Here is a 22,948-nt window from a genome sequence, read left to right as displayed (position 1 = left end):
GTCGGAGGCGGCGAGGCGCTAGAACTTCGGCGCGTTTCTGGACCGCTGCACCCGTGTGGTGCGGCGGTCCCGCGCGTTCCAGCACGCCTTGTGCCAGTGCCGCCGGTCGTCCACCCCTGAGTGGTCGGGCCAGACGACGACATGCGGGACACCGTCGGGGATCAGCTGATCGCACCCCGGACAGCGGTACGACTTGCCCTGCGCGCTCGCCCCGGCCACATGCCGGACGTTCCACTCCTCGCCCTGCCAGCGCACCGAGGACTGCCAGCCGCCGTAGCGCCCGGGGCCGTCGTCCCCGGCGCCGTCGGCGGAGGGGTCGGCACCCTTCGGGCCCTTGGGTCGGTTGCGACGCGGGGACACGGAACACCTCACGGGGCTATACAGGGAGCAGGGTCCGGCTCAAGCCTACGCGGCGCGGACCGGGGTACGCGGAGCACCGAAGACCCGCAAGTCCCCCACGGTCTCCCCGCATTCTCCCGACTATCCGCATATCTCTTCGCCAGGCCGTGACCTCGGCACGTGTCAGACGGTTATGCCGGGTGGGGGAGCTCCGCGTCGGAGCCGAGGAAGCAGGAAGACATGCGCGTTGGAACATTCGTGTTGGCGGCCCAGTTCCCGGGTCAGGGCCAGGCGGAGGCGCTGCATCGCGCGGTCCGCTCGGCCGAGGTCGCCGAGGAGGCCGGTCTCGACTCGGTCTGGCTGGCCGAGCACCACTTCGTGCCGTACGGCGTCTGCCCGTCGGCCGTCACCCTGGCCGCGCTGATACTGGGCCGCACCCAGCGCATCCGGGTCGGTACGGCGGTCAGCGTGCTGCCCACCACCCACCCCGTCTCTCTCGGCGAGCAGGCCGCGCTGCTGCATGTGACGAGCGGCGGCCGCTTCTCCCTCGGCGTCGGGCGCGGCGGACCCTGGGTGGACCTGGAGGTCTTCGGCGCGGGTCTGGAGGCGTACGAGAAGGGGTACCCGGAATCACTCGATCTGCTGGCCCGCTGGCTGAGCGAGCCGTCGGTCGACGCGTGCGGCGAGCGCTACGCCTTCCGTGAGGTGACCGTCGTCCCGAGACCGTCGCAGGCGCTGCCGTGCGCCCCGGGTCCCGAGCTGCTGGTCGCGTGCACCTCGCCGGGGAGCGTGCGGATGGCCGCCGAGCGGGGGCTGCCGATGCTGCTCGGCATGCATATCGGCGACGAGGAGAAGGCCGAGATGGTGACCCTGTGGCGCGGTTGCGCGCGGGCCGCCGGACGCGGTGAGGAGGAGGTCCGGGGCGCGGGCCATGTCTCCGCGGGCGTCTGCCAGATCGCCGACCGGCACACGGACGCGCAGGAGACGCTGCTGAAGTCGATGCCGGGCTGGCTGAAGCAGGGGCTCGACGCCCATATGACGGTCGACGGCCGGGAGCGGCGGATGCGCGATCCGCTGGCGTACACCGAACTGCTGTGCGGGCTGCACCCGGTGGGCACCCCCCGGCTGTGCGCCGACCGGCTCGCGGCGACCGGCGAGCGGACCGGCATCTCCCGCTTCGCCCTGCTCGTCGAGGGCTCGGGAGACCTGGCGGCAACGGAGGAGAACGTACGACGACTGGGCACCGAGGTACTGGCCCAGCTGGGGTGAGCGATGGGTGGGCGATGGGTGGGCGATGGGTGGGCGGGGGGGCTGCCGGGCGGGGGCGGTCGCGCAGGGGGTGCCGGGCAGCGGGGGGCCCGGGGCGGGGCGACGGGGTCGGGCGCGACATGGGCTTGGGCTGGGCAACGGACTCGGGCAGGGCTCGGTGCCAGGCTCGGGCCTGGTTCGGTCCAGGGGCTCGACGCCCTCCGCATCTGGCGCGGCGAACCAGCGCGCGGGCCCGGGACACCGGTCCGGCCTTTGGGCTCAGGACACGGGCCCGGGGTACGGGACCGGGGTACAGGCCAAAGAGACGGCCCGGCGTACGGACTCGGGGCACGGGCCGACGCACGGGCCAAGGAGACTGGCCCGGGACACCGGCCCGGCGTACGGGCCGGGACGCGGACCGGGAGACGCACCCGGCGTACAAGACTCAAGAGACGGGCCCGGCGCACTGACTCAGGAAACAGGCCCGGGACACGGCCCCGGCGTACGGACTCAGGACACGGCCCGGCGTACAGGCCCGGCGTACGGCCCGACTCACGGCCCCGGCGGACGGATCCGCCACGGATCGCTCACCGCGAGATGCTCCCCGCCGCCCGCGACCCGCTCTCCGTTCCTCGCGAGGCACCGCCCCCTAAGACGTGCCCCAAAACCCCCACAAGGCACCGCCCCGCAAGGTGCCCTCCCAGCGAATGCCCCACAGGAAGTGCCCCGCGCGGTGTGACCCCACAGGGAGTGCCCCGCAGGGCACCGCCCCGCGAGGCTCTCCCCGGCAAGGCGCTCCCCCGCGAGGCGCCGCCGCGCGGCGGCGCCCGTCGCCGGGTAACCTGCCGCTCCGGTACTGATCGCACCTCCCGCGTCCGGAGCGGCAAGCAAAGGCCCGAGCCGACTCAGCAGTCCCGGAGTTCCGAGGACTGGTTGAGCAGCTGACCACGGATCGACGTGAAGCGGGCCAGCCTGTCGTCCGCCGAGGCGTCCAGCGGGAACACCGCCACCCGGTGGCAGTTCTGGAAGGCCAGCCGCACACCGAAGTGCCGCTGGAGCGCACCGCGGATCGCGTCACTCGCGAGCGCACGCAGCAACTGACCGCGTGCCTGCTCGTCCGGCGGGGGCGTCTGGTTGTCGGCGAAGTGACCGCCGTCCACCTTCAGCTGGGCCACCAGGGAGCTGACCATCTCCCACGCGTAAGGCAGGGAGGTCCGGACGCAGTCGACGAAGGCTGCTTCGTCGACCTCGCCTCGCTCGGCCTGTTCGAGTAGGGCCGGTGAGACGTCGAGCGACATGGGTTCTCCTCTCGCACCCCCGACGAGCAGGGGTTGCCGGACAGAAATGGGAGGGCGACGCCGAACACGGTGCGTACACAGCTCGCGACCTCCCGTTCATACCGTAGGCAACTGTTCGGAGTGGCACCAGGCGAATAGGCACACCCGGTGGACGCTTTACGCGCACAATCGGCCAGGGACGAACAGGAGTGATCTAACAGAACTCGGGCAGTGTCCCGGGCGGCCCGGGGCGTGCGGGATGGACGGGCCCCGGGCGAATCGCGCGGACCCGTGCGGGTCGAGTAGCGTTGCCGACCATGCGTCTCGTCATCGCCCGCTGCTCGGTCGACTACGCCGGCCGGCTCACCGCCCATCTGCCCACCGCACCCCGTCTGATCCTGGTGAAGGCGGACGGCAGCGTCTCGATCCATGCGGACGACCGCGCCTACAAGCCGCTCAACTGGATGTCGCCGCCGTGCACGCTGAAGGAGGGCAGCGGCGACGAGGACGGCGTCTGGACGGTCGTCAACAAGGGCGGTGAGAAGCTGATCATCACCATGGAGGAGATCCTCCACGACTCGTCGCACGAACTCGGCCTCGATCCCGGCCTGATCAAGGATGGCGTGGAAGCACACCTCCAGGAACTCCTCGCCGACCGGATCGAGACCCTCGGCGACGGCTACACCCTGATCCGCCGTGAGTACATGACCGCCATCGGCCCGGTCGACATCCTGTGCCGTGACGCCGACGGCCGGACGGTCGCGGTGGAGATCAAGCGGCGCGGCGAGATCGACGGCGTCGAGCAGCTGACCCGCTATCTGGAACTCCTCAACCGCGACCCCCATCTCGCGCCGGTCCGCGGTGTCTTCGCCGCGCAGGAGATCAAGCCGCAGGCCCGGGTCCTCGCCACGGACCGCGGCATCGGCTGCCAGGTCCTGGACTACAACGCCCTGCGGGGCATCGAGGACGACAAACTGCGGCTGTTCTGATCTACGGGACGTCAGATCCCGGAGACCGACGCATCGCCCGGCGTTCCCTCTCCGGTCGCCTCGGACCCCCCGGAGCCTTCGGTCGGCTGCGGGGCGCTCACCGTCGTGCTGGGGGCGGGCCCGCTCGCCGAGTCGGACGTGGTGGGGCCCGTCGGGGTGTCGGACGGCGGTTCCGGGGTGTCGGTGGGCGACTCTGACGGCGATTCCGACTCCGATTCCGAATCCGTGGGTGTGGGCGACGTCGACGGCGAGTTGGACGACGGCGAGGACGACGGCCGGTCCGAGTTCGAGGTCGACGGGCGCGGTGAGTTCTGGCTCGGCGAAGGCGAAGGCGACGTACCGCCGCTGCCCTGTGTGCCGCTCGGCTCGTCCGACGGCTCGCCGGTGCCGGCCGTGGCGGCCGGTGTCGGGTCGTCCGTCGTGCCGAGTGTGCCGTCGGGGCCGGGGTCGGTGTGCCGGGGGGTCGCCGAGCCGGTGCCGCTGTCGTCCGACGTGTCGGCGCCCAGGTTGTCGTCGCCGATGTCCTGGCTCGCGGACGGGTTGACGCCGACCTGGTCGGCCGGCGGATCGCCCTCGCTGCTGGAGGTGGCGCCGAGGGTGACGACCGTACCGAGCACGGCGGCCAGCAGGGCGCCCGCTCCGGCGGCCACCAGGTTGCGCCGGGCGAAGCCGCGCAGTCCGCCGCGGGCCTTGCGGGAGCCGGGGCCGCTGCGGTGGGTCACCAGCGTGCCGTCGTCCAGCCGCTGCAACGGCGGGAACTCGCCGAGCCCGGTCGGCACCGGGCCGGGCGGGAACGCCGGCTCCGCGGAGCGGGCCCCGGGCACCGCCTCCCCCACGGTGGCGCCGAGGGCCAGGACGCCGACGCCCGGCGTGGTGCCCGCGCGGTCGTCGACGAGGGCCAGCGCCCGGCGTCCGGAGACCGTGCCACGCTTGTCGGCGAGCGCCGCGCGCAGGCCGATGGACGTCTCCAGTTCCGTACGGGCCCGGTCCAGCCGTCCGCCGCACAGGGCGAGGACGCCCAGCTCATGGTGGAAGTAGGCCTGGTCCGCGACCTCGCCGGAGAGCCGGGACGCCTCGCCGCCCGCGCGCAGCGCCCGTTCCCAGGCGCTCCAGTGCAGTCCCGCGGCGAACGCGGGTGCCGCCGTACGGGCCAGCCGCACGACGACGCTCTCCGCGCCCTCCTCCGGCGCGGTGGTGAGCGGCACCAGCACGCCGAGCGCGGCGAGCAGCGCGTCGGCCTCGGCGCACACGCGTTCCGGGGTCACGGAGGGGTGTCCGGCCCACCAGGCGTAGTGCCGGGCGGCGGTGAGGGCCTGGGCCTCGATGTCGTCGGCGTAGTCGGCGGCCGCCAGCTGGGTCAGGACCCCGGCCGCCAGCCGGTAGCGGGGGCCCGCCGGGGAGACCAGGGCGCAGCTCAGCAGCTCGCCGAGAGCGGCGTCCGCGTGGGTGTCGCCGACCAGCGCGGGCAGATGCGCCTGGTGCGGCACCTCGCCGTCGAGTGCGACCGCGAACCGCAGGGTGGCGCGGGCGGCGGGGCTCAGCCGCGAGGCGAGCAGCGCGGCGGGGGCGGCACCCTCGCCCAGCGAAGGCAGCGGGATCTCGTCGAAGACCGGGGCGCCGGGTACGGCGTCGAAGGGCGGGGCGGGGAGTTCGGGCAGTCCGGGCAGTTCCTGGAAGACGCCGAACTCGTCGAGGGCGTCAGCGCCGGCCCGCAGCCGGTCGCGCTGCCGCAGCAGGGCGCCGGCCTGCACGAACCGCAGCGGCAGGCCCTCGGACTCGAACCACAGGTCGCCGGCCCAGTTGGCCTCCTCCTCGGTGAGCGGCCGGCCGACGGCCCGGGCCAGCAGATCCAGTCCACCGGCCCGGTCGAGGCCGCTGAGGACGACCTCCTCCACGGCGGACCCGGCGGACGGCGCGGCGATCTCCGGGGTCGCGGCGAACACGAAGGCGCACTCGGGGGTGGCGTCGAGGAGTTCATCGAGCGCGGTGCCGCCGAACTCGATGTCGTCGACGGCCACGACCGCGCCCACCTCGGCGAGCAGCGCGCGCAGTTCGTCGCCGTCGGGCCGGTACCGGGGCGCTTCGTGGACGGCGTAGAAGAGGTCGTGGAGCAGGTCGTCGGGGCTGCGGCCGACGCCGCTGAGCCGGACCACGCCGTCGGGCGCGAGGTCGGCGCAGTCGCCGGCGACCAGGTCGAGCAGCCGGGTGCGGCCGGAGCCGCCGGGGCCGGTGAGGCGTACCGAACGGCCCCGAGCGAGCAGCCGTACGAGCCGGTCGCGCTCCCCCTGGCGGCCCAGCAACGGCAGCTCGGGCCGGGCGGGGCCGGGTGGCACGGGCGGGGCGGCGGCGCGGGCGGCCGCGGCGCGGGCCTCGGCGCCGAGCTTGCCGGGCCGGGCCGGACGTTCGCCGGGCGGGCAGATCTCGATCTCGCTGCCGTCGACGGGGTTGACGGTGAGCAGCAGTTCGCCGGTGACGAGCTGTGTCGTACGGGCCAGAGCGGGTGTGTGCTGGCCGAAGTCCTGGGCGAGGGAGTCCCGGGGCGGGCGCGGGCGCGGCGGCTCGCCGTCGCCTTCGTGGCCGTGGCCCTCGGGTCCCCGGTTGATCGGGTCCATCGGTTTCAAGCCCCCCAAAAGCGTCGTGGCGTGGGCCCCTCCCGGCCTGCTGCACACTGCGCTGTCGCTTCTGGTCCGGTGCCCGCTTCAGGGTGTTCGGGCGGCGGGCATTCGAACCGTAAACCTTTGCACAGTATCTACGACAGCCCGGGGTACCGGGCCGTCCGACAGGTCACGGTCTCGTGAGAATTGTGTGCGTCGCACGGGTTTCCGCGCGTGCGTCCCACCCGTCCTGCGGTCTGCACCACAGGCCGTCACGGTGCGCCCGTGCCCTGCCGGGTCATACGCGGGGCAGTGACTCCACCCCGATGCCGCCCTCGATGGCGAGGATCCGGTGCAGCCGGGTGGCGACCAGCAGGCGTTTCATCTGCGGCGGTACGTCGCGCAGCACCAGGCGTCGGCCGCAGCGTCCGGCCCGCCGGTGCGCCCCCATGATCACTCCGAGTCCGGTGGCGTCCCAGGAGTCCAGTTCGGACAGGTCCAGGATGAGATCGCCGACGCCGTCGTCGACCGCTGTGTGCAGGGCCGTTCGGGCGTCCGCCGCGCTGCGGACGTCGAGGCGGCCCCCGACGACCAGCTCGGCGTGGTCGCCCCTGATGTGCATATGCGCTCCCCGTGATGCGTCGTGTTGCTTCGCGGTGGTGATGTCCGATGCGATGGTGATGTGCGGTGTGCGTTGCCATATGTATTGCGATGTGCGTCGACGCAACCTCTGACTGCGCTGGGCGCTCCCTGGTTGCCGTCTGTGAGCGAACCGATACCGAATTCACCCCGAGGTGTGATGCCCCAGGGGTTTGTGCGGCTGATCGGCCGCGTGTGCGGGCTCAGTGGCTGTAGAAGCCCTGCCCGCTCTTGCGCCCGATGTCACCGGCGTCCACCATCCGGCGCATCAGCTCCGGCGGGGCGAACTTCTCGTCCTGGGTCTCGGTGTAGATGTTGCTGGTGGCGTGCAGCAGGATGTCGACGCCGGTGAGGTCGGCCGTGGCGAGCGGGCCCATGGCGTGGCCGAAGCCCAGTTTGCAGGCCAGGTCGATGTCCTCGGCGGTGGCGACGCCCGACTCGCAGAGCTTGGCGGCCTCGACGACCAGCGCGGAGATGAGCCGGGTGGTCACGAAGCCGGCCACGTCCCGGTTGACGACGATGCAGGTCTTGCCGGTGGACTCGGCGAACTCCCGCGCGATGGCGAGGGTTTCGTCACCGGTCTTGTGGCCGCGCACCAGTTCGCACAGCTTCATCATCGGTACCGGCGAGAAGAAGTGGACGCCGACGACCCGTTCGGGGCGGTCGGTGACCGCCGCGATCTTGGTGATCGGGATGGCGGAGGTGTTGGACGCGAGGATCGCGTCGTCCTTCACCAGTCGGTCCAGGGTGCGGAAGATGTCATGCTTGACGTCGAGCTTCTCGAACACGGCCTCGATGACAACGTCCGCGTCGGCGGCGGCTTCCAGGTCGGTGGTCGTGGTGATCCGGGCGAGCGCGGCGTCGGCGTCGTGCGCCTCCAGCTTCCCTTTGGCGACGAACTTCTCCAGCGACGCCTCGATGCCGTCGGTGCCCCGCCGCAGCGCGTCCCCGGTGATGTCACGCAGGACGACGTCCCAGCCCGCCTGCGCGGAGACCTGGGCGATGCCGGAACCCATGAGGCCGGCCCCGATGACGGCGAGCTTCCGTGCCACTGTGCGACTCCCCTGATACACGCTGTCGTTGTGTCCCTGGCCGGACCTTAGCGGGCGCAAGGGGCTGTGTGACCGCTTAGTAACGCGCGTCACGTCTCACATGACGGACATCACACCGACGGTGGTCCGACCATCACATCGACGGTTGTAGGGAGTTCGGATGAGCGGGTTGGCGGGGGCTGTCGGGCGGGGGTTCGGGGGGCCTTTGGGGCGGGGCGTGTGGGCTGCTGAGCCGGGGCGGGTTGGGGCCCGCGAGGCCGCGTGAGGTCCGGGGTGGGACGTGTGCGGGCCTCTCATGGGCGGGCGTTGATCTGACGGGCGGGCGGGGTGTGCCGTATGAGCATCCGTCCGGCACGCGGCGGTGGGCCGGCCCCGGCCATGCGCACACGCGTACGGCGGTCTGCCGGCCCGGCCACGCGCACACGCGTACGGCGATCTGCCGGCCCGGCCACGCGCACACGCGTACGGCGATCTGCTGCCCCCGGCCACACGCACACGTACGGCGTCTCCTGGCCCCCGGCCACCCGCACACACATACGGCGATCTGCCGCCCCCGGCCACACGCACACGTACGGCGTCTCCTGGCCCCCGGCCACCCGCACGCCCGGCCACCCGCACGCCCGGTCGCGCGGTCGCGCGGTCTCCGTACGGCGGCACCCGGGGCCCGCGCGGCGGTCACCTCGTCCAGCGCTCCGGGCGGGTGTCACGCCGGGCCGCGTACCGCGTGGGTGAGGACCCATCCTGGCCGACGGCCGACGGCCGACGGCCGGTGTGACGGCGTGGTGCGCGCGGGCGAGCCGCGATCAGTTCGGCAGCGGTTCGCCCGCGCGGGACGCCCTGTTCCGGGCCATGCCGCTGAGCCATCCGGCCCCCGACCCGCGGGAGGTGCCGTGACAGTCGGCACACGGGTCTCCCGGAGCGGCGGGGCGTAATTACGCTGGCCTCATGGTCAATCTGACGCGTATCTACACGAGGACCGGGGACAAGGGCACCACGAACCTCGGTGACATGAGCCGGGTCCCCAAGACCGACCCGCGCATCGCCGCGTACGCCGACGCCAACGAGGCGAACGCGGCGATCGGCACGGCGCTCGCGCTGGGCGCGCTGGACGAGGAGACGGCGGCGGTCCTCACCCGGGTCCAGAACGACCTGTTCGACGTGGGCGCGGACCTGTCGACGCCGGTGGTGGAGAAGCCCGAGTTCCCGCCGCTGCGGGTCGAGCAGTTCTACATCGACCGGCTGGAGGCGGACTGCGACCGCTTCAACGAGCGGGTGCAGAAGCTGCGCTCCTTCATCCTGCCGGGCGGCACGGCGGGCGCGGCGCTGCTGCATCAGGCGTGCACGGTGGTCCGGCGGGCGGAGCGGTCGACGTGGACGGCACTGGAGAGTCACGGCGAGACGATGAATCCGCTCACCGCGACCTATCTCAACCGGCTGTCCGACCTGCTGTTCATTCTGGCCCGGGTGGCGAACAAGGACGTGGGGGATGTGCTGTGGGTGCCGGGTGGGGAGCGGTGACACCCGGGTAGGGCCCGGCCGGGTGCCGGGTCCCGCCGGCCCGGCCCTGAGCCGTGCAGCCGCCCGGCCGTCGCCGCTCAGTACCGGGCATGCTCCTTCTCCGAGGGCTCCGCCGGTGCCTTCTTCGGCCAGATCGCGTACGTGAGGGCGATCAGGCCGTGGATGCCGGCCACCCGCAGGGCCGCCCACTGGAAGCTGCGCAGCGACGAGGTGTCGCCGCCGTCCCCGACGTACCAGATCGCGGCCTGGAGCAGGGCGCAGGCGACCGCCACCGCGACGACGGTACGGATCCACAGCTTGCCTTCGTGAACGGCTCGGGCCATGCCGTAACCCGGCGGCTTGGGCGGGCGGGGCGCCCCGGCGAAGCGGTGGGCGGCGTGGCCGTCCAGCCACTTGATGGTGTAGTGGCCGTACGCCACGGTGAACCCGATGTACAGGGCCGCGATGCCGTGTTTCCAGCTCGGCTCGGCGCCGCCGCGCAGGTCGATCGCCGCCACGACGAACAGCACGACCTCCAGCAGCGGCTCGCAGAGCAGCAGCGCCACGCTGGTGCGCTGCCACCGCAGCAGATAGCGGGCGGCGAGGCCCAGGGCCAGCAGAACCCAGAACGCGACCTCGCAGGCGATGATCAGGGCGACGATCACGGAATGCTCCCTTCGTTCACCCTTCAAGGCTCCCGTCGGCCCCGCCGCGATACGTCGTCGCCGGTGAGGAAGTCGCCGTACATCGAAAGATGCAGTCGCGGCCCCTTCCCTGGGATCAGGCGTCCGGCCGTCCGGCCGTGTTGGATGGGTGCATGGCCGCCCGACTGTCCCGCCTGCCCCGCCCGCACCGCTTCGATGTGCGGATCGCCCTCGCCGGGCTGATCGGCGGGGTCGCGCTGGCCGCCGTGGGGCTCGGAACGCGGCCCAAGGGCGGGATGGGCGTCCTGTTCGACGGACCGTGGCCGCTGCTGGTGCCGCTGGTGGTGATATGCGGCGCGGAGGTGCTGCGGCGGACCGCCCCGGCCGTCGCGCTGCCGGTCGCGACCCTCGCGCTGCTGGCGGACCAGTTCACCCAGGGCAGCCTGGTCACGATCGTGATGTTCACGGATGTGATGTACGCGGCGGTCCTGTACGGCACGCCCGGCGCCGCCCGCCGGATCCCGCGGATCACCGGCATGCTGTCGGTGCTAGCGACGATCGTGCCGTTCGCGCTGTGGCGGGTCCCGGAGGCGCTGCTGATCGGCGTGGCCACCGGCATCGTCGCGTTCGGGCCCGCGTCGACCGGGCTGATCGTGCGCAATCACCGCGAGGCCGCCGACACCGCCCGGCTTCGCGCGGAGCAGACCGCGCTGCTGGCCGAGATGGACCGGACACAGGCGGTGACCGCCGAGCGGGCCCGGGTCGCCCGTGAGCTGCACGACATGGTCGCCAACCATCTCTCGGCCATCGCCATCCACTCCAGCGCGGCCCTCTCCCTGGACAACCCGGACACCTCCCGCGACGCCCTCGGGGTGATCCGGGAGAACAGCGTGCTGGGGCTCGCGGAGATGCGCCGGCTGATCGGCATCCTGCGCGACGACAGCGGCGACGGCGCCGACCGGGAGCCCTCCGCCGCGCCCACCCTGGACGGTCTGGACGCCCTGATCGGCGCGGCCCGCGCCAACGGCCTGGACGCCACGCTGGCCGCCGGCCACCGGGAGCAGCTGCCCGCGCCGGTCGAGATGGCGGCGTACCGGATCGTCCAGGAGTCGCTGACCAACGCGCTCAAGCATGCCGGGCCGGGCCCGGTCGCCGTCACCCTGGACCTGCGCGACGGGTCTCTCGCCGTCACGGTGACCAGTCCCTACGGCGACCGGGACGGGCCGCGCGCCCCCGGGTCCGGGGCCGGTCTGGTCGGGATGCGGGAGCGGGCGACGCTGCTGCACGGCACGTTCGGGGCCGGACCCGAGGACGCGCCGCAGGGCAAGATCTGGGCCGTACGCGCGTGTCTGCCCGTAGCCGAAGGAGAGTCCGAATGATCCGAGTGCTGGTCGCCGAGGACCAGTCCGCCGTGCGCGCCGGGCTGGTGCTGATCCTGCGCAGCGCGCCCGACATCGAGGTGGTCGGCGAGGCGGCGGACGGCGAGCGGGCGGTGGCGCTGGCCCGGGAACTGCGGCCGGATCTGGTGCTGATGGACATTCAGATGCCGCGTCTGGACGGGGTGTCGGCGACCCGGACGGTGGTGGGCGAGGGGGTCGCGGATGTCCTCGTACTGACCACTTTCGATCTGGACGAGTATGTCTTCGGGGCGCTGCGCGCGGGAGCGTCGGGCTTTCTGCTGAAGAACACCGAGGCACGGGATCTGCTGGAGGCGGTACGGACGGTGGCGCGCGGCGAGGGTCTGATCGCGCCGGCCGTGACGCGCCGTCTGATCGCGGAGTTCGCGGCGAAGCCGGTGAAGCGGCCGGGCACCGATCCGGCCGTCCTGGAGGCGCTCACCCGGCGCGAGCGCGAGGTGCTGTCCGCGCTCGGCGAGGGACTGTCCAACGCGGACATCGCGGCCCGCCTCGACATGGCGGAGGCGACGGTGAAGACGCACGTCAGCCGACTGCTGGGCAAGCTGGAGCTGCGCAGCCGGGTGCAAGCTGCGGTGCTGGCGCAGGAGTTGGGGATCTGATCCCGGCGGGTTCCCGGGGAGCCTTTCGAGGAGCCCTCGGGGGCTCGTCGGGCGCTCCTCGGGGGCACAGCCGCCATACAGAACATCCTTGGGCAATGGTCCAGACCTATTGACCGGTGGTCCAGACCTTTCTATTCTCGCGTTCACTGCGCCATGCCCATGGCAAGGCGCGGGCACACTCCGGGCACACCCCGACAACTCCCAAGGAGGCGCTCGCAATGCGCTTCAGACACAAGGCGGCGGCAGGGCTCGCGGCCCTGCTGCTCCCGCTGGCGGGACTGGTGGGGCTCGCTTCCCCCGCCCAGGCCGCCACCTCGGCGACCGCCACGTTCAACAAGCCCCAGGACTGGGGCAGCGGCTTCGAGGGCAAGTGGACCGTCAAGAACACGGGCACCACCACCATCAGCTCCTGGACCGTCGAGTGGGACTTCCCCGCCGGCACCACCGTCGGCACCGGCTGGGACGCCGACATCACCGGCGCCAGCAACCACTGGACCGCCAAGAACAAGTCGTGGAACGGCACCCTGGCCCCCGGCGCCTCGGTCACCTTCGGCTTCAACGGCACCGGCCCCGGCGCCCCCTCCAACTGCAAGCTCAACGGCGCCAGTTGTGACGGCACCACGGTCCCCGGCGACAACCCGCCGACCGCCCCCGGCACCCCCACGACCTCCGGGGTCACCAACACCTCGGTGAACCTCGCCTGGAGTGCCGCCACCGACGACAACGGCGTCAAGAACTACGACATCCTGCGCGGTTCCACGGTGGTCGCCACGGTCACCGGCACCACCTACACCGACACCGGTCTGACCGCCGGTACGGACTACTCCTACACGATCCAGGCCCGGGACACCGCCGACCAGACCGGTCCGGTCAGCGGCGCGGCCTCGGTCCGCACCACCGGCGGTGACCCGCCCCCGCCGCCCGGCGAGATCAACCTGGGCTACTTCGCGGAGTGGGGCGTCTACGGGCGCAACTACCACGTGAAGAACCTGGACACCTCGGGCAGCGCCTCCAAGATCACCCACATCAACTACTCCTTCGGCAATGTCCAGAACGGACAGTGCACGATGGGTGACTCCTACGCGGCCATCGAGAAGTCGTACACCGCGGCCGACTCCGTCTCCGGTGTCGCCGACACCTGGGACCAGCCGCTGCGCGGCAACTTCAACCAGCTGCGCCAGCTGAAGGCCAAGTACCCGCACATCAAGATCCTGTGGTCCTTCGGCGGCTGGACCTGGTCCGGCGGCTTCACCCAGGCCGTGCAGAACCCGACCGCGTTCGCCGAGTCCTGCTACAACCTGGTCGAGGACCCGCGCTGGGCCGATGTCTTCGACGGCATCGACCTGGACTGGGAGTACCCGAACGCCTGCGGTCTGACCTGCGACACCTCCGGCCCCGCGGCCTTCAAGAACATGCAGCAGGCCATGCGTGCCCGGTTCGGCCCGAACAACCTGGTCACCGCCGCCATCACCGCTGACGCCTCCACCGGCGGCAAGATCGAGAAGGCCGACTACGCGGGCGGAGCCGTCTACTCCGACTGGCTCAACGTCATGACGTACGACTTCTTCGGCGCCTGGGCGGCGCAGGGCCCGACCGCCCCGCACTCCCCGCTCACCCCCTACCCGGGCATCCCGCAGCAGGGCTTCTCCTCCTCCGAGGCCATCGCCAAGCTGAAGGCCCAGGGCGTCCCGGCCAACAAGCTGCTCCTCGGCATCGGCTTCTACGGCCGCGGCTGGACCGGCGTCACCCAATCCGCGCCAGGCGGCACGGCCACCGGAGCGGCGACCGGCATCGAACCAGGCAACCAGGACTACAAGGTCCTGAAAACCACCTGCCCAGCCACCGGCACCGTGGGCGGAACGGCGTACGCGCACTGCGGTAACAACTGGTGGTCCTACGACACCCCGGCGACCATCGCGGGCAAGATGGCCTGGGCCAAGAGCCAGGGCCTGGGCGGCGCGTTCTTCTGGGAGTTCAGCGGAGACACCGCCAACGGCGAACTGGTGACCGCGATCAGCAACGGCCTCCAGTGACACCGATCCAGCTTCAGCAGCTGTAGTTCCAGCTACAGCTGTAGCTGAGGCTGAGGCTGAGGCTGAGGCTGTGGCTGTGGCTGTGGCTGCAACTAAGCGACATTGACGCGCTGACCGGGCGGGGCTGCCTCAAGCCACGCGAGAAATCCGGTCAGCGCGTCTTCGCTCATGGCGAGTTCGAGGCGCGTGCCCTGATGGAGACAGGTCAGGATCACCGCGTCGGACAGCAGTGCCAGTTCCTCCTCGCCCTCGGGCAGCCGGCGCCCGGCCACCTCGATCGAGGCGCGCTCCAGGACGCGGCGCGGACGGGGAGCGTAGGAGAAGACCCGGAACCACTCGATCCGGTCACCGTTGTAGCGGGCGATGCCGTACGCCCATCCCTTGCCGCTGGTGTCGCTCTGCTCGGGGACCCCCCAGCGCAGCGAACAGTCGAAGGTGCCGCCGGACCGCTGGATGAGTCTGCGGCGCAGACCGAAGACGAACAGCCCCACCACCACAAGGGCCACGACGATTCCGCACACAGTCAGAGCGAGGACCATCGGCACCGACCTCCTCGTCTCCTAGGTAACGGAACGGAAAAAACACCCATATCTGCCACAGCCGCGACCGGCACCGGATCACTCCGGTCCCAGCCGCGGCTGAGTGACGTCATGGCACGGGCGCTCTCCCAGATCTTAGTCGGCCCGGGAGGTGCCCCGGTCAGCGCGAGGGCGCCGCCCGCAGCCGGACCTCGGCACGCCGTTCGGCGGAGGCGTCGTCCCCCGACTTGGCGCGCTCCAGGGCCCGCTCGGCGCGCTGGACATCGATCTCGTCCGACAGTTCGGCGATCTCGGCCAGCAGCGACAGCTTGTCGTCCGCGAAGGAGATGAAACCGCCGTGCACCGCGGCGACGACCGTTCCCCCCTCACTCGTACGGATGGTCACCGGGCCCGACTCCAGCACACCGAGCAGCGGCTGGTGACCGGGCATGACGCCGATGTCGCCGGACGTGGTGCGCGCGACGACCAGCTTGGCCTCGCCGGACCAGACCTCTCGGTCGGCCGCGACCAGCGCGACATGCAGCTCAGCAGCCATGGAAGGCTCCTCGGGTCACCACCCGGCGTCCTGCCGGGTGTTGGGTCAATTCTAAGGGGAGTGAAAAGAGGGGCCGGACACACCCGGTACGGGCACGCCCCGCCCCTCTCGACTCACACGTAATTCACACGCAGCTCACGAGTGAACCGGCGTCAGGAGACGCCCAGGTCCTTCGCGTTCTTCTTCAGGTCCTCGATGCCACCGCACATGAAGAACGCCTGCTCCGGGAAGTGGTCGTACTCGCCGTCGCAGATCGCGTTGAAGGCCGCGATCGACTCGTCCAGCGGGACGTCCGACCCGTCGACGCCGGTGAACTGCTTGGCGGCGTGGGTGTTCTGGGACAGGAAACGCTCCACCCGGCGGGCGCGGTGGACAACGAGCTTGTCCTCCTCGCCCAGCTCGTCGATGCCGAGGATCGCGATGATGTCCTGGAGGTCCTTGTACTTCTGGAGGATGTTCTTGACGCGCATGGCGGCGTCGTAGTGCTCCTGCGCGATGTAGCGCGGGTCCAGGATCCGGGACGTGGAGTCCAGCGGGTCCACGGCCGGGTAGATGCCCTTCTCGGAGATCGGACGGGAGAGCACCGTCGTCGCGTCGAGGTGGGCGAAGGTGGTGGCCGGGGCCGGGTCGGTCAGGTCGTCCGCGGGGACGTAGATCGCCTGCATCGAGGTGATCGAGTGACCACGCGTCGAGGTGATCCGCTCCTGGAGCTGACCCATCTCGTCGGCCAGGTTCGGCTGGTAACCCACCGCGGACGGCATACGGCCGAGCAGCGTGGAGACCTCGGAACCGGCCTGGGTGAAGCGGAAGATGTTGTCGATGAAGAACAGCACGTCCTGCTTCTGCACATCGCGGAAGTACTCCGCCATGGTCAGACCGGCCAGTGCCACCCGCAGACGGGTGCCCGGGGGCTCGTCCATCTGGCCGAAGACCAGGGCGGTCTTGTCCAGCACGCCGGACTCTTCCATCTCCGCGATGAGGTCGTTGCCCTCACGGGTGCGCTCACCGACGCCCGCGAAGACGGAGACGCCCTCGTGGAGGTTGGCGACACGCATGATCATTTCCTGGATCAGCACGGTCTTGCCGACACCGGCACCACCGAACAGACCGATCTTGCCGCCCCGGACGTACGGGGTGAGAAGGTCGACGACCTTCAGACCGGTCTCGAACATCTCGGTCTTCGGCTCGAGCTGGTCGAACGCGGGGGCCTTGCGGTGGATGGACCAGCGCTCGCCCTCGTACTGCTCGTCGGCGTTGAGCACCTCACCGAGGGTGTTGAACACCTTGCCCTTGGTGAAGTCACCGACGGGGACGCTGATGCCCTTGCCGGTGTCGGTCACCGGGGCCTGGCGGACCAGACCGTCGGTGGGCTGCATCGAGATGGTGCGGACCAGGCCGTCACCCAGGTGCTGGGCGACCTCCAGGGTCAGCGTCTTCTTCGCGCCGGCGTTGGCCGGGTCGGCCACCTCGACGTGAAGGGCGTTGTAGATCTCCGGCATGGCGTCGACGGGGAACTCCACGTCGACGACCGGGCCGATGACCCGGGCGACGCGGCCCGTGGCAACGGCCGTCTCAACTGTCGTCGTCATTACCTGTCACTCCCCGCGGTCGCGTCGGCCAGGGCTGCGGTGCCACCGACGATCTCGCTGATTTCCTGGGTGATTTCGGCCTGTCGGGCCGCGTTGGCACGTCGGGAGAGCGCCGTGATGAGGTCTCCCGCGTTGTCGGTGGCCGACTTCATCGCGCGCCGCGTGGCGGCGTGCTTGGAGGCGGCCGACTGGAGCAGCGCGTTGTAGATACGGCTTTCCACGTAGCGCGGCAGCAGGGCGTCGAGGACGTCCTCCGCCGACGGCTCGAAGTCGTACAGCGGAAGGATCTCGCCCTTGGTGGACGTCTCCTCCGCGACCTCCTCAAGGCTGAGCGGCAGCAGACGGGAGTCGGCCGCCGACTGCGTCATCATCGAGACGAACTCGGTGTAGACGATGTGGATCTCGTCCACGCCGCCGTCCTCCGTGTCCCGCTCGATGGCCTCGATCAGCGGAACGGCGACCTTCTTCGCGTCCGCGTACGTGGGCTCGTCGGTGAAGCCCGACCACGACTCCGCGACCTTGCGCTCACGGAAGTTGTAGTGAGCCAGACCACGCCGACCGACGATGTACGTGTCGACCTGCCGGCCCTCGCGCTCCAGGCGCTCGGTCAGCTGCTCCGCCGCCTTGATGGCGTTGGAGTTGAAGGCACCGGCCAGACCGCGGTCGCTGGTCAGCAGCAGCACCGCGGACCGGGTGACCGTCTCGGCCTGGGTGGTCAGCGGGTGCTTGGTGTTCGACCCCGTGCCGACCGCCGTGACCGCACGCGTCAGTTCCTTCGCGTACGGGGTGGAGGCCGCCACCTTGCGCTGCGCCTTGACGACGCGCGAGGCGGCGATCATCTCCATCGCCTTGGTGATCTTCTTGGTCGCGGTGACGGATCGGATGCGACGCTTGTAGACCCGGAGCTGGGCTCCCATGAGTCAGGTCCCTTCCTTACGTCACTTGGCGGCGGACGGGGCGTCCTCGCCGAGCAGCTTGCCGTCCGAGGTCTCGAACTGCTTCTTGAACTCGGCCACCGCCTCGTCGATCGCCTGGATGGTGTCGTCCGACATCTTGCCGCCCTCCTTGATGGAGGTCATGAGGCCCTGCTCCTTGCGGTGCAGGTGCTCCAGCAGCTCCTTCTCGAAGCGTCGCACGTCGACGACCGGAACCTCGTCCATCTTGCCGTTGGTGCCGGCCCAGACGGAGACGACCTGGTCCTCGGTGGCCATCGGCTGGTACTGCGGCTGCTTGAGCAGCTCGACCAGCCGCTGACCGCGCTCCAGCTGCGACTTCGACGCGGCGTCCAGGTCGGAACCGAAGGCGGCGAACGCCTCCAGCTCACGGAACTGGGCGAGGTCCACGCGCAGCCGGCCGGAGACCTGGCGCATCGCCTTGTGCTGGGCGGAGCCACCGACCCGGGAGACGGAGATACCGACGTTCAGCGCGGGGCGCTGACCGGCGTTGAACAGGTCCGACTCCAGGAAGCACTGTCCGTCGGTGATGGAGATGACGTTGGTCGGGATGAACGCCGAGACGTCGTTGGCCTTGGTCTCGACGATCGGCAGACCGGTCATCGAGCCGGCGCCCTCGTCGTCGGAGAGCTTCGCGCAGCGCTCCAGCAGCCGGGAGTGCAGGTAGAAGACGTCGCCGGGGTAGGCCTCACGGCCCGGCGGGCGGCGCAGCAGCAGGGACACGGCGCGGTAGGCGTCGGCCTGCTTCGAGAGGTCGTCGAAGATGATCAGGACGTGCTTGCCCTGGTACATCCAGTGCTGGCCGATGGCCGAGCCGGTGTACGGCGCCAGGTACTTGAAGCCGGCCGGGTCGGACGCCGGGGCGGCGACGATGGTGGTGTACTCCAGCGCGCCGGCGTCTTCCAGGGCGCCCCGCACGGAGGCGATGGTCGAGCCCTTCTGCCCGATGGCGACGTAGACGCAGCGGACCTGCTTCTTGGGGTCGCCCGAGCGCCAGTTGTCGCGCTGGTTGATGATCGTGTCGATGGCCAGGGCGGTCTTGCCGGTCTGGCGGTCACCGATGATCAGCTGGCGCTGGCCGCGGCCGATCGGGGTCATCGCGTCGACGGCCTTGTAGCCGGTCTCCATCGGCTCGTGCACCGACTTGCGCTGCATGACCGTGGGGGCCTGCAGCTCAAGGGCGCGGCGGCCGTCGGTGTCGATCTCGCCGAGGCCGTCGATCGGGTTGCCGAGCGGGTCGACAACGCGGCCGAGGTAGCCCTCGCCGACGGCGACGGACAGCACCTCACCGGTGCGCTGCACCGGCTGGCCCTCCTCGATGCCGCTGAACTCACCGAGGACGACGGCACCGATCTCGCGCTCTTCCAGGTTGAGCGCGAGGCCGAGGGTGCCGTCCTCGAACTTCAGCAGTTCGTTGGCCATGGCCGAGGGAAGGCCCTCGATCTTCGCGATACCGTCGCCGGCAACGGTGACCGTACCGACCTCCTCGCGCGAGGCCGCGTCCGGCTGGTACGACTGGACGAAAGTCTCCAGTGCGTCCCGGATCTCCTCCGGCCGGATCGTGAGCTCCGCCATCTGGGTTCCCTGCTCTCCTTGTTGGGCCCGAAGTTTCACTTGGGGGGATGGGGACTCCCCCCTGAAAGAGGTGAATCCTCTGCACGGCCCAACATGGGCCGTAGGTGCGTGGTGCGTGTTCAGTTGCGGCGGTGGGTCAGCCCGCCAGGCGGCGGGCGGCGTCCTCGATACGGTCCGCGATGGAGCCGTTGATGACGTCGTCACCGATCTGCACCCGCATCCCGCCGACGACCTCGGGGTCGACGTCGAGGTTGAGGTGCATCTGGCGGCCGTAGAGCCCCGCCAGGGCCCGGCCCAGTCGCTGCTTCTGCTGATCGCTCAGCGGCACCGCCGAGGTGACGACGGCGACCATCCGGTTCCGCCGCTCGGCGGCGAGCTTGGACAGGTGTTCAAGCCCTGCCTCCAGGCTACGTCCCCGCGGCGCGGTCACCAGACGCGTCACCAGCCGCCGGGTCACGGCGTCCGCCCGGCCGCCGAGCAGACCGCGCAGCAGCTCGGTCTTGGCCGCGGTGGTGGCCTTGCGGTCGGTGAGCGCGGCGCGCAGCTCGGTGGAGGAGGAGACGATCCGGCCGAACCGGAACAGCTCGTCCTCGACGGTGTCGAGCGCGCCGGCCCGCTGGGCGGCGGTGAGGTCGGCGGTGTCCGCCAGTTCCTCCAGCGCGTCCACCAGGTCGCGCGAGCGCGACCAGCGGGCCCGCACCATGCCGGCCACCAGGTCTGCGGTCTCGCCGCCGACCTGGGCGCCGAGCAGGCGCTGGACCAGTTCGGCCTTGGCCTCACCGGACTGCGCCGGGTCGGTCAGGACCCGACGCAGCGACACCTCGCGGTCGAGCAGCGCGGTGACGGAGGCCAGCTCGTCGCCGAGCCGGCCGGCGTCCACGGACGTGGAGTCCGTCAGCGCGTCGAGTCGCTCACGTGCGGCTGCCAGGGCGTCGCGGCTCGCGCCGTTCATCGAGCCGCCTCGGCCTTCTCCTCAAGCTCGTCGAGGAAGCGGTCGATGACGCGGCTCTGCCGGGCGTGATCGTCGAGGGACTCACCGACGAGCTTGCCGGCCAGGTCGGTGGCGAGCTTGCCGACGTCCTGGCGCAGCGCGGACGAGGCGGCCTTGCGGTCGGCCTCGATCTGCGTGTGACCGGCGGCGACGATCTCCTCGCGCTGCCGCTGGCCTTCCGCACGCATTTCGGCGATCAGCGTGGCACCCTGCTCCTGCGCCTCCTGGCGCAGTCGCGCGGCCTCGTGCCGGGCCTCGGCGAGCTGGGCCTTGTACTGCTCCAGGACGCTCTGGGCCTCGGTCTGGGCGGCCTCGGCCTTCTCGATACCGCCCTCGATGGCCTCGCGGCGCTCTTCCAGAACCTTGTTGATGTTCGGGAGGAGCTTCTTGGCGAGGAGGCCGAAGACGATGACGAAGGCGAGCAGGCCGACGACAAGCTCAGGGATCGGCGGGATAAGAGGGCTTTGCGTCTCCCCCTCGGCCGCCAGAATGAGCAGCTGGCTCATGTCATTGCCTTTCGTCTAGTGGACTGGTCGTTGCCGGAACGATCAGATGCCGTAGACGAACGGCATGACCAGACCGATGAGGGCGAGCGCCTCACAGAAGGCGAAGCCGAGGATCTGGTTGGCGCGGATCAGACCGGCCGCCTCGGGCTGACGAGCGAGGGCCTGGGTGCCGTTACCGAAGATGATGCCGACGCCGACGCCGGGGCCGATCGCGGCGAGGCCGTAGCCGATCGAGCCGAGCGAGCCGGAGACAGCGGCAAGGGTCTGGGACATGCCAGTTCTTCCTTCTTCTTTACGGACCGGTGGGGGTTGGCCACCGGACGCCTCGGGGGTTTTGTAGGGGTGGGCCGGGCTGCGCGCTCAGTGGTGCTCGGCGAGCGCGCCCTGGATGAAGGTGCAGGTCAGGAGGACGAACACATAGGCCTGAAGGGCCTGGACGAACAGCTCGAAGGCCGTCATCACCAGGACCATGATGAAAGAGACACCCGCGTAGGCGATGCCGATACCGTTGAGCAGGTACCAGGTGGCGATCGTGAACAGCAGCAGCAGGGTATGACCGGCGAACATGTTCGCGAAGAGTCGAACCGCGTGGGTGAAGGGGCGGACCAGCAGGTTCGAGAAGAGCTCGATGCCCATCGCCAGCGGCAGGACCGCGCCGAGGTCCTTGTTGTAGCCCGTGAAGTTCTTGAACGCCCCGACGAAACCGTGGCGCTTGAAGGTCAGGGAGACCCACAGGACATAGACGATCAGGGCCAGTGCGGCGGGGTAAGCGATGATCGAGGTGACCGGGAACTGGGCGACCGGGACGATGGCCCAGATGTTCATCACCCAGATGAAGAAGAAGAGGGAGACGATGAGCGGTACGTACTTCTCTCCTTCCTTCTTGCCGATGGTCTCGTAGACCACGCCGCGGCGGATGAAGTCGTAGCCCGCCTCGGCGACCATCTGGAGCTTGCCCGGGACGACCTTCGGCTTGCGGAAGGAGGCCCAGAAGAACCCGAGCACGACGATCGTGCTGAGCAGTGCCAGCAGCATCGGCTTGTTGAAGTACAGGTTGCTGTTCGCGTCGCCCCAGATGGGCTCGAACAGGAACGAGTGCAGGCCGGGAGCCGGGAAACCACAGTCCGCGAAGATGTGGCAGTCGGTCTCGAAGGCGAGCACCTGCGTCGGGTCAGCACTCACCGCGGGCTCCTTCAGCGTGGCGCATGGGTACGGCAACCTCGTTGTGTCGGCGCGGCACAGGGCCGCGGTTCGGCACGGGACTGGTGTTACTTGGGTGGGGGCGGCGGTCCGGCGTCCAGCCTCGCGATGGAACAGGCGTCAGCTTGGATGCCCGCGCCCGCTGTGCCGCAGTTGGCACCGGACGATAGCAGCTTGTCGAACGCGTCCTTATCCCGGCCCTACCCCTCACGACGAGGGGCCCGTCTTCTCGGCCTTGGGGGCCGTCGAGGGTTCGGGTTCGACGTAGAGGATCTTGGCCTTCATGTGTACGTAGGTCTGTGCGCCGATCCACGCCAGGGTGGTCGCGACGAGTGTGATCGCGAACGAGCGCGGATTGAACAGCGTGGTGTCCTTGAACACGGCGAGGAAGACGAAGAGCAGCAGGATCTGTGTCGTGTAGAGCATCAGACCCATGGCCTGGAACAGGTGCGGAAGCGACCTCGCGGTGCGCTGGAGCACCAGCAGTCCGATGCCCATGAAGAGGATGGTCACCAGTGCGGCCACTCCGGCCCCGACCGCTCCCTTGCCACCGGCGATCACTCCGCTGACCGCGGCGGCGACGGCACCCACGGCGGCCGTGGGCGCGGCAGCGTGGATCAGCATCCGGGCGTCATTGGACGGCATGGCGGCAACTCCGCTTTTTCACAGTGGGGCAGGGGTGTCGTCATGGACGAGCGTAGTCCCGGGTTTGAGAGGGAAACTCCCGCCAA

General features: G+C 70.5%; 22 protein-coding genes. 6 read left to right on the top strand and 16 right to left on the bottom strand.

The window, feature by feature from the left end:
• Nucleotides 1-18: 18 nt before the first annotated feature.
• On the bottom strand, nt 19-360 hold the full coding sequence (locus ACFRFC_RS31800; RefSeq protein WP_382685663.1) for an ATP/GTP-binding protein: 342 nt from the start codon (nt 358-360) through the stop codon (nt 19-21).
• A gap of 219 nt (nt 361-579) precedes the next feature.
• Here ACFRFC_RS31800 and ACFRFC_RS31795 point away from each other — a divergent pair, with 219 nt between their 5' ends.
• Nucleotides 580-1,608: an LLM class flavin-dependent oxidoreductase gene (locus ACFRFC_RS31795; protein WP_382685665.1), complete on the top strand. Its 1,029-nt coding sequence runs from the start codon at nt 580-582 to the stop codon at nt 1,606-1,608.
• A gap of 884 nt (nt 1,609-2,492) precedes the next feature.
• Here ACFRFC_RS31795 and ACFRFC_RS31790 read toward each other — a convergent pair.
• Nucleotides 2,493-2,885 (bottom strand): SCO5389 family protein, encoded by a 393-nt coding sequence (locus ACFRFC_RS31790; RefSeq protein ID WP_382685668.1) that lies wholly within the window; start codon nt 2,883-2,885, stop codon nt 2,493-2,495.
• A 296-nt stretch (nt 2,886-3,181) separates the two neighbouring features.
• Here ACFRFC_RS31790 and nucS point away from each other — a divergent pair, with 296 nt between their 5' ends.
• Entirely contained in the window at nt 3,182-3,853 is a 672-nt protein-coding gene (gene nucS / locus ACFRFC_RS31785; protein ID WP_382685671.1) for an endonuclease NucS, read from the top strand.
• Nucleotides 3,854-3,864: 11 nt separating this feature from the next.
• Here nucS and ACFRFC_RS31780 read toward each other — a convergent pair whose 3' ends face one another.
• The 3 genes from ACFRFC_RS31780 to ACFRFC_RS31770 form a co-directional block, all read right to left on the bottom strand.
• Nucleotides 3,865-6,465: an ATP-binding protein gene (locus ACFRFC_RS31780; protein ID WP_382685674.1), complete on the bottom strand. Its 2,601-nt coding sequence runs from the start codon at nt 6,463-6,465 to the stop codon at nt 3,865-3,867.
• A 280-nt stretch (nt 6,466-6,745) separates the two neighbouring features.
• Nucleotides 6,746-7,069 (bottom strand): STAS domain-containing protein, encoded by a 324-nt coding sequence (locus ACFRFC_RS31775; protein WP_382685676.1) that lies wholly within the window; start codon nt 7,067-7,069, stop codon nt 6,746-6,748.
• A gap of 220 nt (nt 7,070-7,289) precedes the next feature.
• Nucleotides 7,290-8,138 carry a 3-hydroxyacyl-CoA dehydrogenase family protein gene (locus tag ACFRFC_RS31770; protein WP_382685679.1) on the bottom strand — a complete coding sequence of 283 codons (849 nt, stop codon included), beginning with the start codon at nt 8,136-8,138 and terminating at the stop codon, nt 7,290-7,292.
• Between the two features lie 945 nt (nt 8,139-9,083).
• On the opposite strand from ACFRFC_RS31770, the gene ACFRFC_RS31765 reads away from it, so the two are divergent.
• The gene (locus tag ACFRFC_RS31765; RefSeq protein WP_382685682.1) at nt 9,084-9,656 is read left to right on the top strand and encodes a cob(I)yrinic acid a,c-diamide adenosyltransferase; all 573 of its coding nucleotides are present in this window, start codon (nt 9,084-9,086) and stop codon (nt 9,654-9,656) included.
• Nucleotides 9,657-9,733: 77 nt separating this feature from the next.
• Here the strand turns inward: ACFRFC_RS31765 and ACFRFC_RS31760 are convergent, their stop codons facing one another.
• Nucleotides 9,734-10,300 (bottom strand): hypothetical protein, encoded by a 567-nt coding sequence (locus ACFRFC_RS31760; RefSeq protein WP_382685685.1) that lies wholly within the window; start codon nt 10,298-10,300, stop codon nt 9,734-9,736.
• A gap of 152 nt (nt 10,301-10,452) precedes the next feature.
• Here ACFRFC_RS31760 and ACFRFC_RS31755 point away from each other — a divergent pair, with 152 nt between their 5' ends.
• From ACFRFC_RS31755 to ACFRFC_RS31745, 3 genes are all read left to right on the top strand, one after another.
• Nucleotides 10,453-11,658, top strand: a complete 1,206-nt coding sequence (locus ACFRFC_RS31755; RefSeq protein WP_382685687.1) for a sensor histidine kinase — start codon at nt 10,453-10,455, stop codon at nt 11,656-11,658.
• Nucleotides 11,655-12,296 (top strand): response regulator, encoded by a 642-nt coding sequence (locus tag ACFRFC_RS31750; protein WP_382685689.1) that lies wholly within the window; start codon nt 11,655-11,657, stop codon nt 12,294-12,296. The genes ACFRFC_RS31755 and ACFRFC_RS31750 overlap by 4 nt, the downstream gene beginning before the upstream one ends.
• A 218-nt stretch (nt 12,297-12,514) precedes the next feature.
• The gene (locus ACFRFC_RS31745) at nt 12,515-14,329 is read left to right on the top strand and encodes a glycosyl hydrolase family 18 protein (protein ID WP_382685692.1); all 1,815 of its coding nucleotides are present in this window, start codon (nt 12,515-12,517) and stop codon (nt 14,327-14,329) included.
• Nucleotides 14,330-14,421: 92 nt separating this feature from the next.
• Here the strand turns inward: ACFRFC_RS31745 and ACFRFC_RS31740 are convergent, their stop codons facing one another.
• From ACFRFC_RS31740 to ACFRFC_RS31695, 10 genes are all read right to left on the bottom strand, one after another.
• Nucleotides 14,422-14,868, bottom strand: a complete 447-nt coding sequence (locus ACFRFC_RS31740) for a DUF2550 domain-containing protein (protein ID WP_382685695.1) — start codon at nt 14,866-14,868, stop codon at nt 14,422-14,424.
• A 160-nt stretch (nt 14,869-15,028) separates the two neighbouring features.
• Nucleotides 15,029-15,403, bottom strand: coding sequence for a F0F1 ATP synthase subunit epsilon (locus tag ACFRFC_RS31735; RefSeq protein ID WP_382685698.1), 375 nt, complete (start codon nt 15,401-15,403; stop codon nt 15,029-15,031).
• Between the two features lie 152 nt (nt 15,404-15,555).
• Nucleotides 15,556-16,992, bottom strand: coding sequence for a F0F1 ATP synthase subunit beta (gene atpD / locus ACFRFC_RS31730; protein WP_382685700.1), 1,437 nt, complete (start codon nt 16,990-16,992; stop codon nt 15,556-15,558).
• On the bottom strand, nt 16,992-17,909 hold the full coding sequence (locus ACFRFC_RS31725) for a F0F1 ATP synthase subunit gamma (protein ID WP_382685702.1): 918 nt from the start codon (nt 17,907-17,909) through the stop codon (nt 16,992-16,994). Before ACFRFC_RS31725 ends, atpD begins: the two co-directional genes overlap by 1 nt.
• Nucleotides 17,910-17,930: 21 nt before the next feature.
• On the bottom strand, nt 17,931-19,520 hold the full coding sequence (gene atpA / locus ACFRFC_RS31720) for a F0F1 ATP synthase subunit alpha (RefSeq protein WP_382685704.1): 1,590 nt from the start codon (nt 19,518-19,520) through the stop codon (nt 17,931-17,933).
• A gap of 136 nt (nt 19,521-19,656) precedes the next feature.
• Nucleotides 19,657-20,472 (bottom strand): F0F1 ATP synthase subunit delta, encoded by an 816-nt coding sequence (locus tag ACFRFC_RS31715; protein ID WP_382685706.1) that lies wholly within the window; start codon nt 20,470-20,472, stop codon nt 19,657-19,659.
• The gene (locus tag ACFRFC_RS31710; protein WP_382685708.1) at nt 20,469-21,017 is read right to left on the bottom strand and encodes a F0F1 ATP synthase subunit B; all 549 of its coding nucleotides are present in this window, start codon (nt 21,015-21,017) and stop codon (nt 20,469-20,471) included. The genes ACFRFC_RS31715 and ACFRFC_RS31710 overlap by 4 nt, the downstream gene beginning before the upstream one ends.
• A gap of 42 nt (nt 21,018-21,059) precedes the next feature.
• The gene (atpE, locus tag ACFRFC_RS31705; protein ID WP_355740449.1) at nt 21,060-21,290 is read right to left on the bottom strand and encodes an ATP synthase F0 subunit C; all 231 of its coding nucleotides are present in this window, start codon (nt 21,288-21,290) and stop codon (nt 21,060-21,062) included.
• A gap of 87 nt (nt 21,291-21,377) precedes the next feature.
• Nucleotides 21,378-22,214, bottom strand: coding sequence for a F0F1 ATP synthase subunit A (atpB, locus tag ACFRFC_RS31700; protein ID WP_382685794.1), 837 nt, complete (start codon nt 22,212-22,214; stop codon nt 21,378-21,380).
• 210 nt (nt 22,215-22,424) lie between these two features.
• A complete protein-coding gene (locus ACFRFC_RS31695; protein WP_382685712.1) occupies nt 22,425-22,862 on the bottom strand; it encodes a hypothetical protein in 438 nt (145 codons plus the stop codon).
• Nucleotides 22,863-22,948: the final 86 nt, after the last annotated feature.

Source organism: Streptomyces sp. NPDC056734 (genome assembly GCF_042790455.1).
Taxonomy (GTDB): domain Bacteria; phylum Actinomycetota; class Actinomycetes; order Streptomycetales; family Streptomycetaceae; genus Streptomyces.
This window is presented reverse-complemented; position numbering and strand designations above follow the sequence as displayed.

What these genes read in the sequence shown, in the direction of transcription:
- ACFRFC_RS31795 (WP_382685665.1), top strand. Translation starts at nt 580, where the DNA reads ATGCGCGTTGGAACATTCGTGTTGGCGGCCCAGTTCCCGGGTCAGGGC.
- ACFRFC_RS31790 (WP_382685668.1), bottom strand. Translation starts at nt 2,885, where the DNA reads ATGTCGCTCGACGTCTCACCGGCCCTACTCGAACAGGCCGAGCGAGGC.
- nucS (WP_382685671.1), top strand. Translation starts at nt 3,182, where the DNA reads ATGCGTCTCGTCATCGCCCGCTGCTCGGTCGACTACGCCGGCCGGCTC.
- ACFRFC_RS31780 (WP_382685674.1), bottom strand. Translation starts at nt 6,465, where the DNA reads ATGGACCCGATCAACCGGGGACCCGAGGGCCACGGCCACGAAGGCGAC.
- ACFRFC_RS31775 (WP_382685676.1), bottom strand. Translation starts at nt 7,069, where the DNA reads ATGCACATCAGGGGCGACCACGCCGAGCTGGTCGTCGGGGGCCGCCTC.
- ACFRFC_RS31765 (WP_382685682.1), top strand. Translation starts at nt 9,084, where the DNA reads ATGGTCAATCTGACGCGTATCTACACGAGGACCGGGGACAAGGGCACC.
- ACFRFC_RS31755 (WP_382685687.1), top strand. Translation starts at nt 10,453, where the DNA reads ATGGCCGCCCGACTGTCCCGCCTGCCCCGCCCGCACCGCTTCGATGTG.
- ACFRFC_RS31750 (WP_382685689.1), top strand. Translation starts at nt 11,655, where the DNA reads ATGATCCGAGTGCTGGTCGCCGAGGACCAGTCCGCCGTGCGCGCCGGG.
- ACFRFC_RS31745 (WP_382685692.1), top strand. Translation starts at nt 12,515, where the DNA reads ATGCGCTTCAGACACAAGGCGGCGGCAGGGCTCGCGGCCCTGCTGCTC.
- ACFRFC_RS31740 (WP_382685695.1), bottom strand. Translation starts at nt 14,868, where the DNA reads ATGGTCCTCGCTCTGACTGTGTGCGGAATCGTCGTGGCCCTTGTGGTG.
- ACFRFC_RS31735 (WP_382685698.1), bottom strand. Translation starts at nt 15,403, where the DNA reads ATGGCTGCTGAGCTGCATGTCGCGCTGGTCGCGGCCGACCGAGAGGTC.
- atpD (WP_382685700.1), bottom strand. Translation starts at nt 16,992, where the DNA reads ATGACGACGACAGTTGAGACGGCCGTTGCCACGGGCCGCGTCGCCCGG.
- ACFRFC_RS31725 (WP_382685702.1), bottom strand. Translation starts at nt 17,909, where the DNA reads ATGGGAGCCCAGCTCCGGGTCTACAAGCGTCGCATCCGATCCGTCACC.
- atpA (WP_382685704.1), bottom strand. Translation starts at nt 19,520, where the DNA reads ATGGCGGAGCTCACGATCCGGCCGGAGGAGATCCGGGACGCACTGGAG.
- ACFRFC_RS31715 (WP_382685706.1), bottom strand. Translation starts at nt 20,472, where the DNA reads ATGAACGGCGCGAGCCGCGACGCCCTGGCAGCCGCACGTGAGCGACTC.
- ACFRFC_RS31710 (WP_382685708.1), bottom strand. Translation starts at nt 21,017, where the DNA reads ATGAGCCAGCTGCTCATTCTGGCGGCCGAGGGGGAGACGCAAAGCCCT.
- atpE (WP_355740449.1), bottom strand. Translation starts at nt 21,290, where the DNA reads ATGTCCCAGACCCTTGCCGCTGTCTCCGGCTCGCTCGGCTCGATCGGC.
- ACFRFC_RS31695 (WP_382685712.1), bottom strand. Translation starts at nt 22,862, where the DNA reads ATGCCGTCCAATGACGCCCGGATGCTGATCCACGCTGCCGCGCCCACG.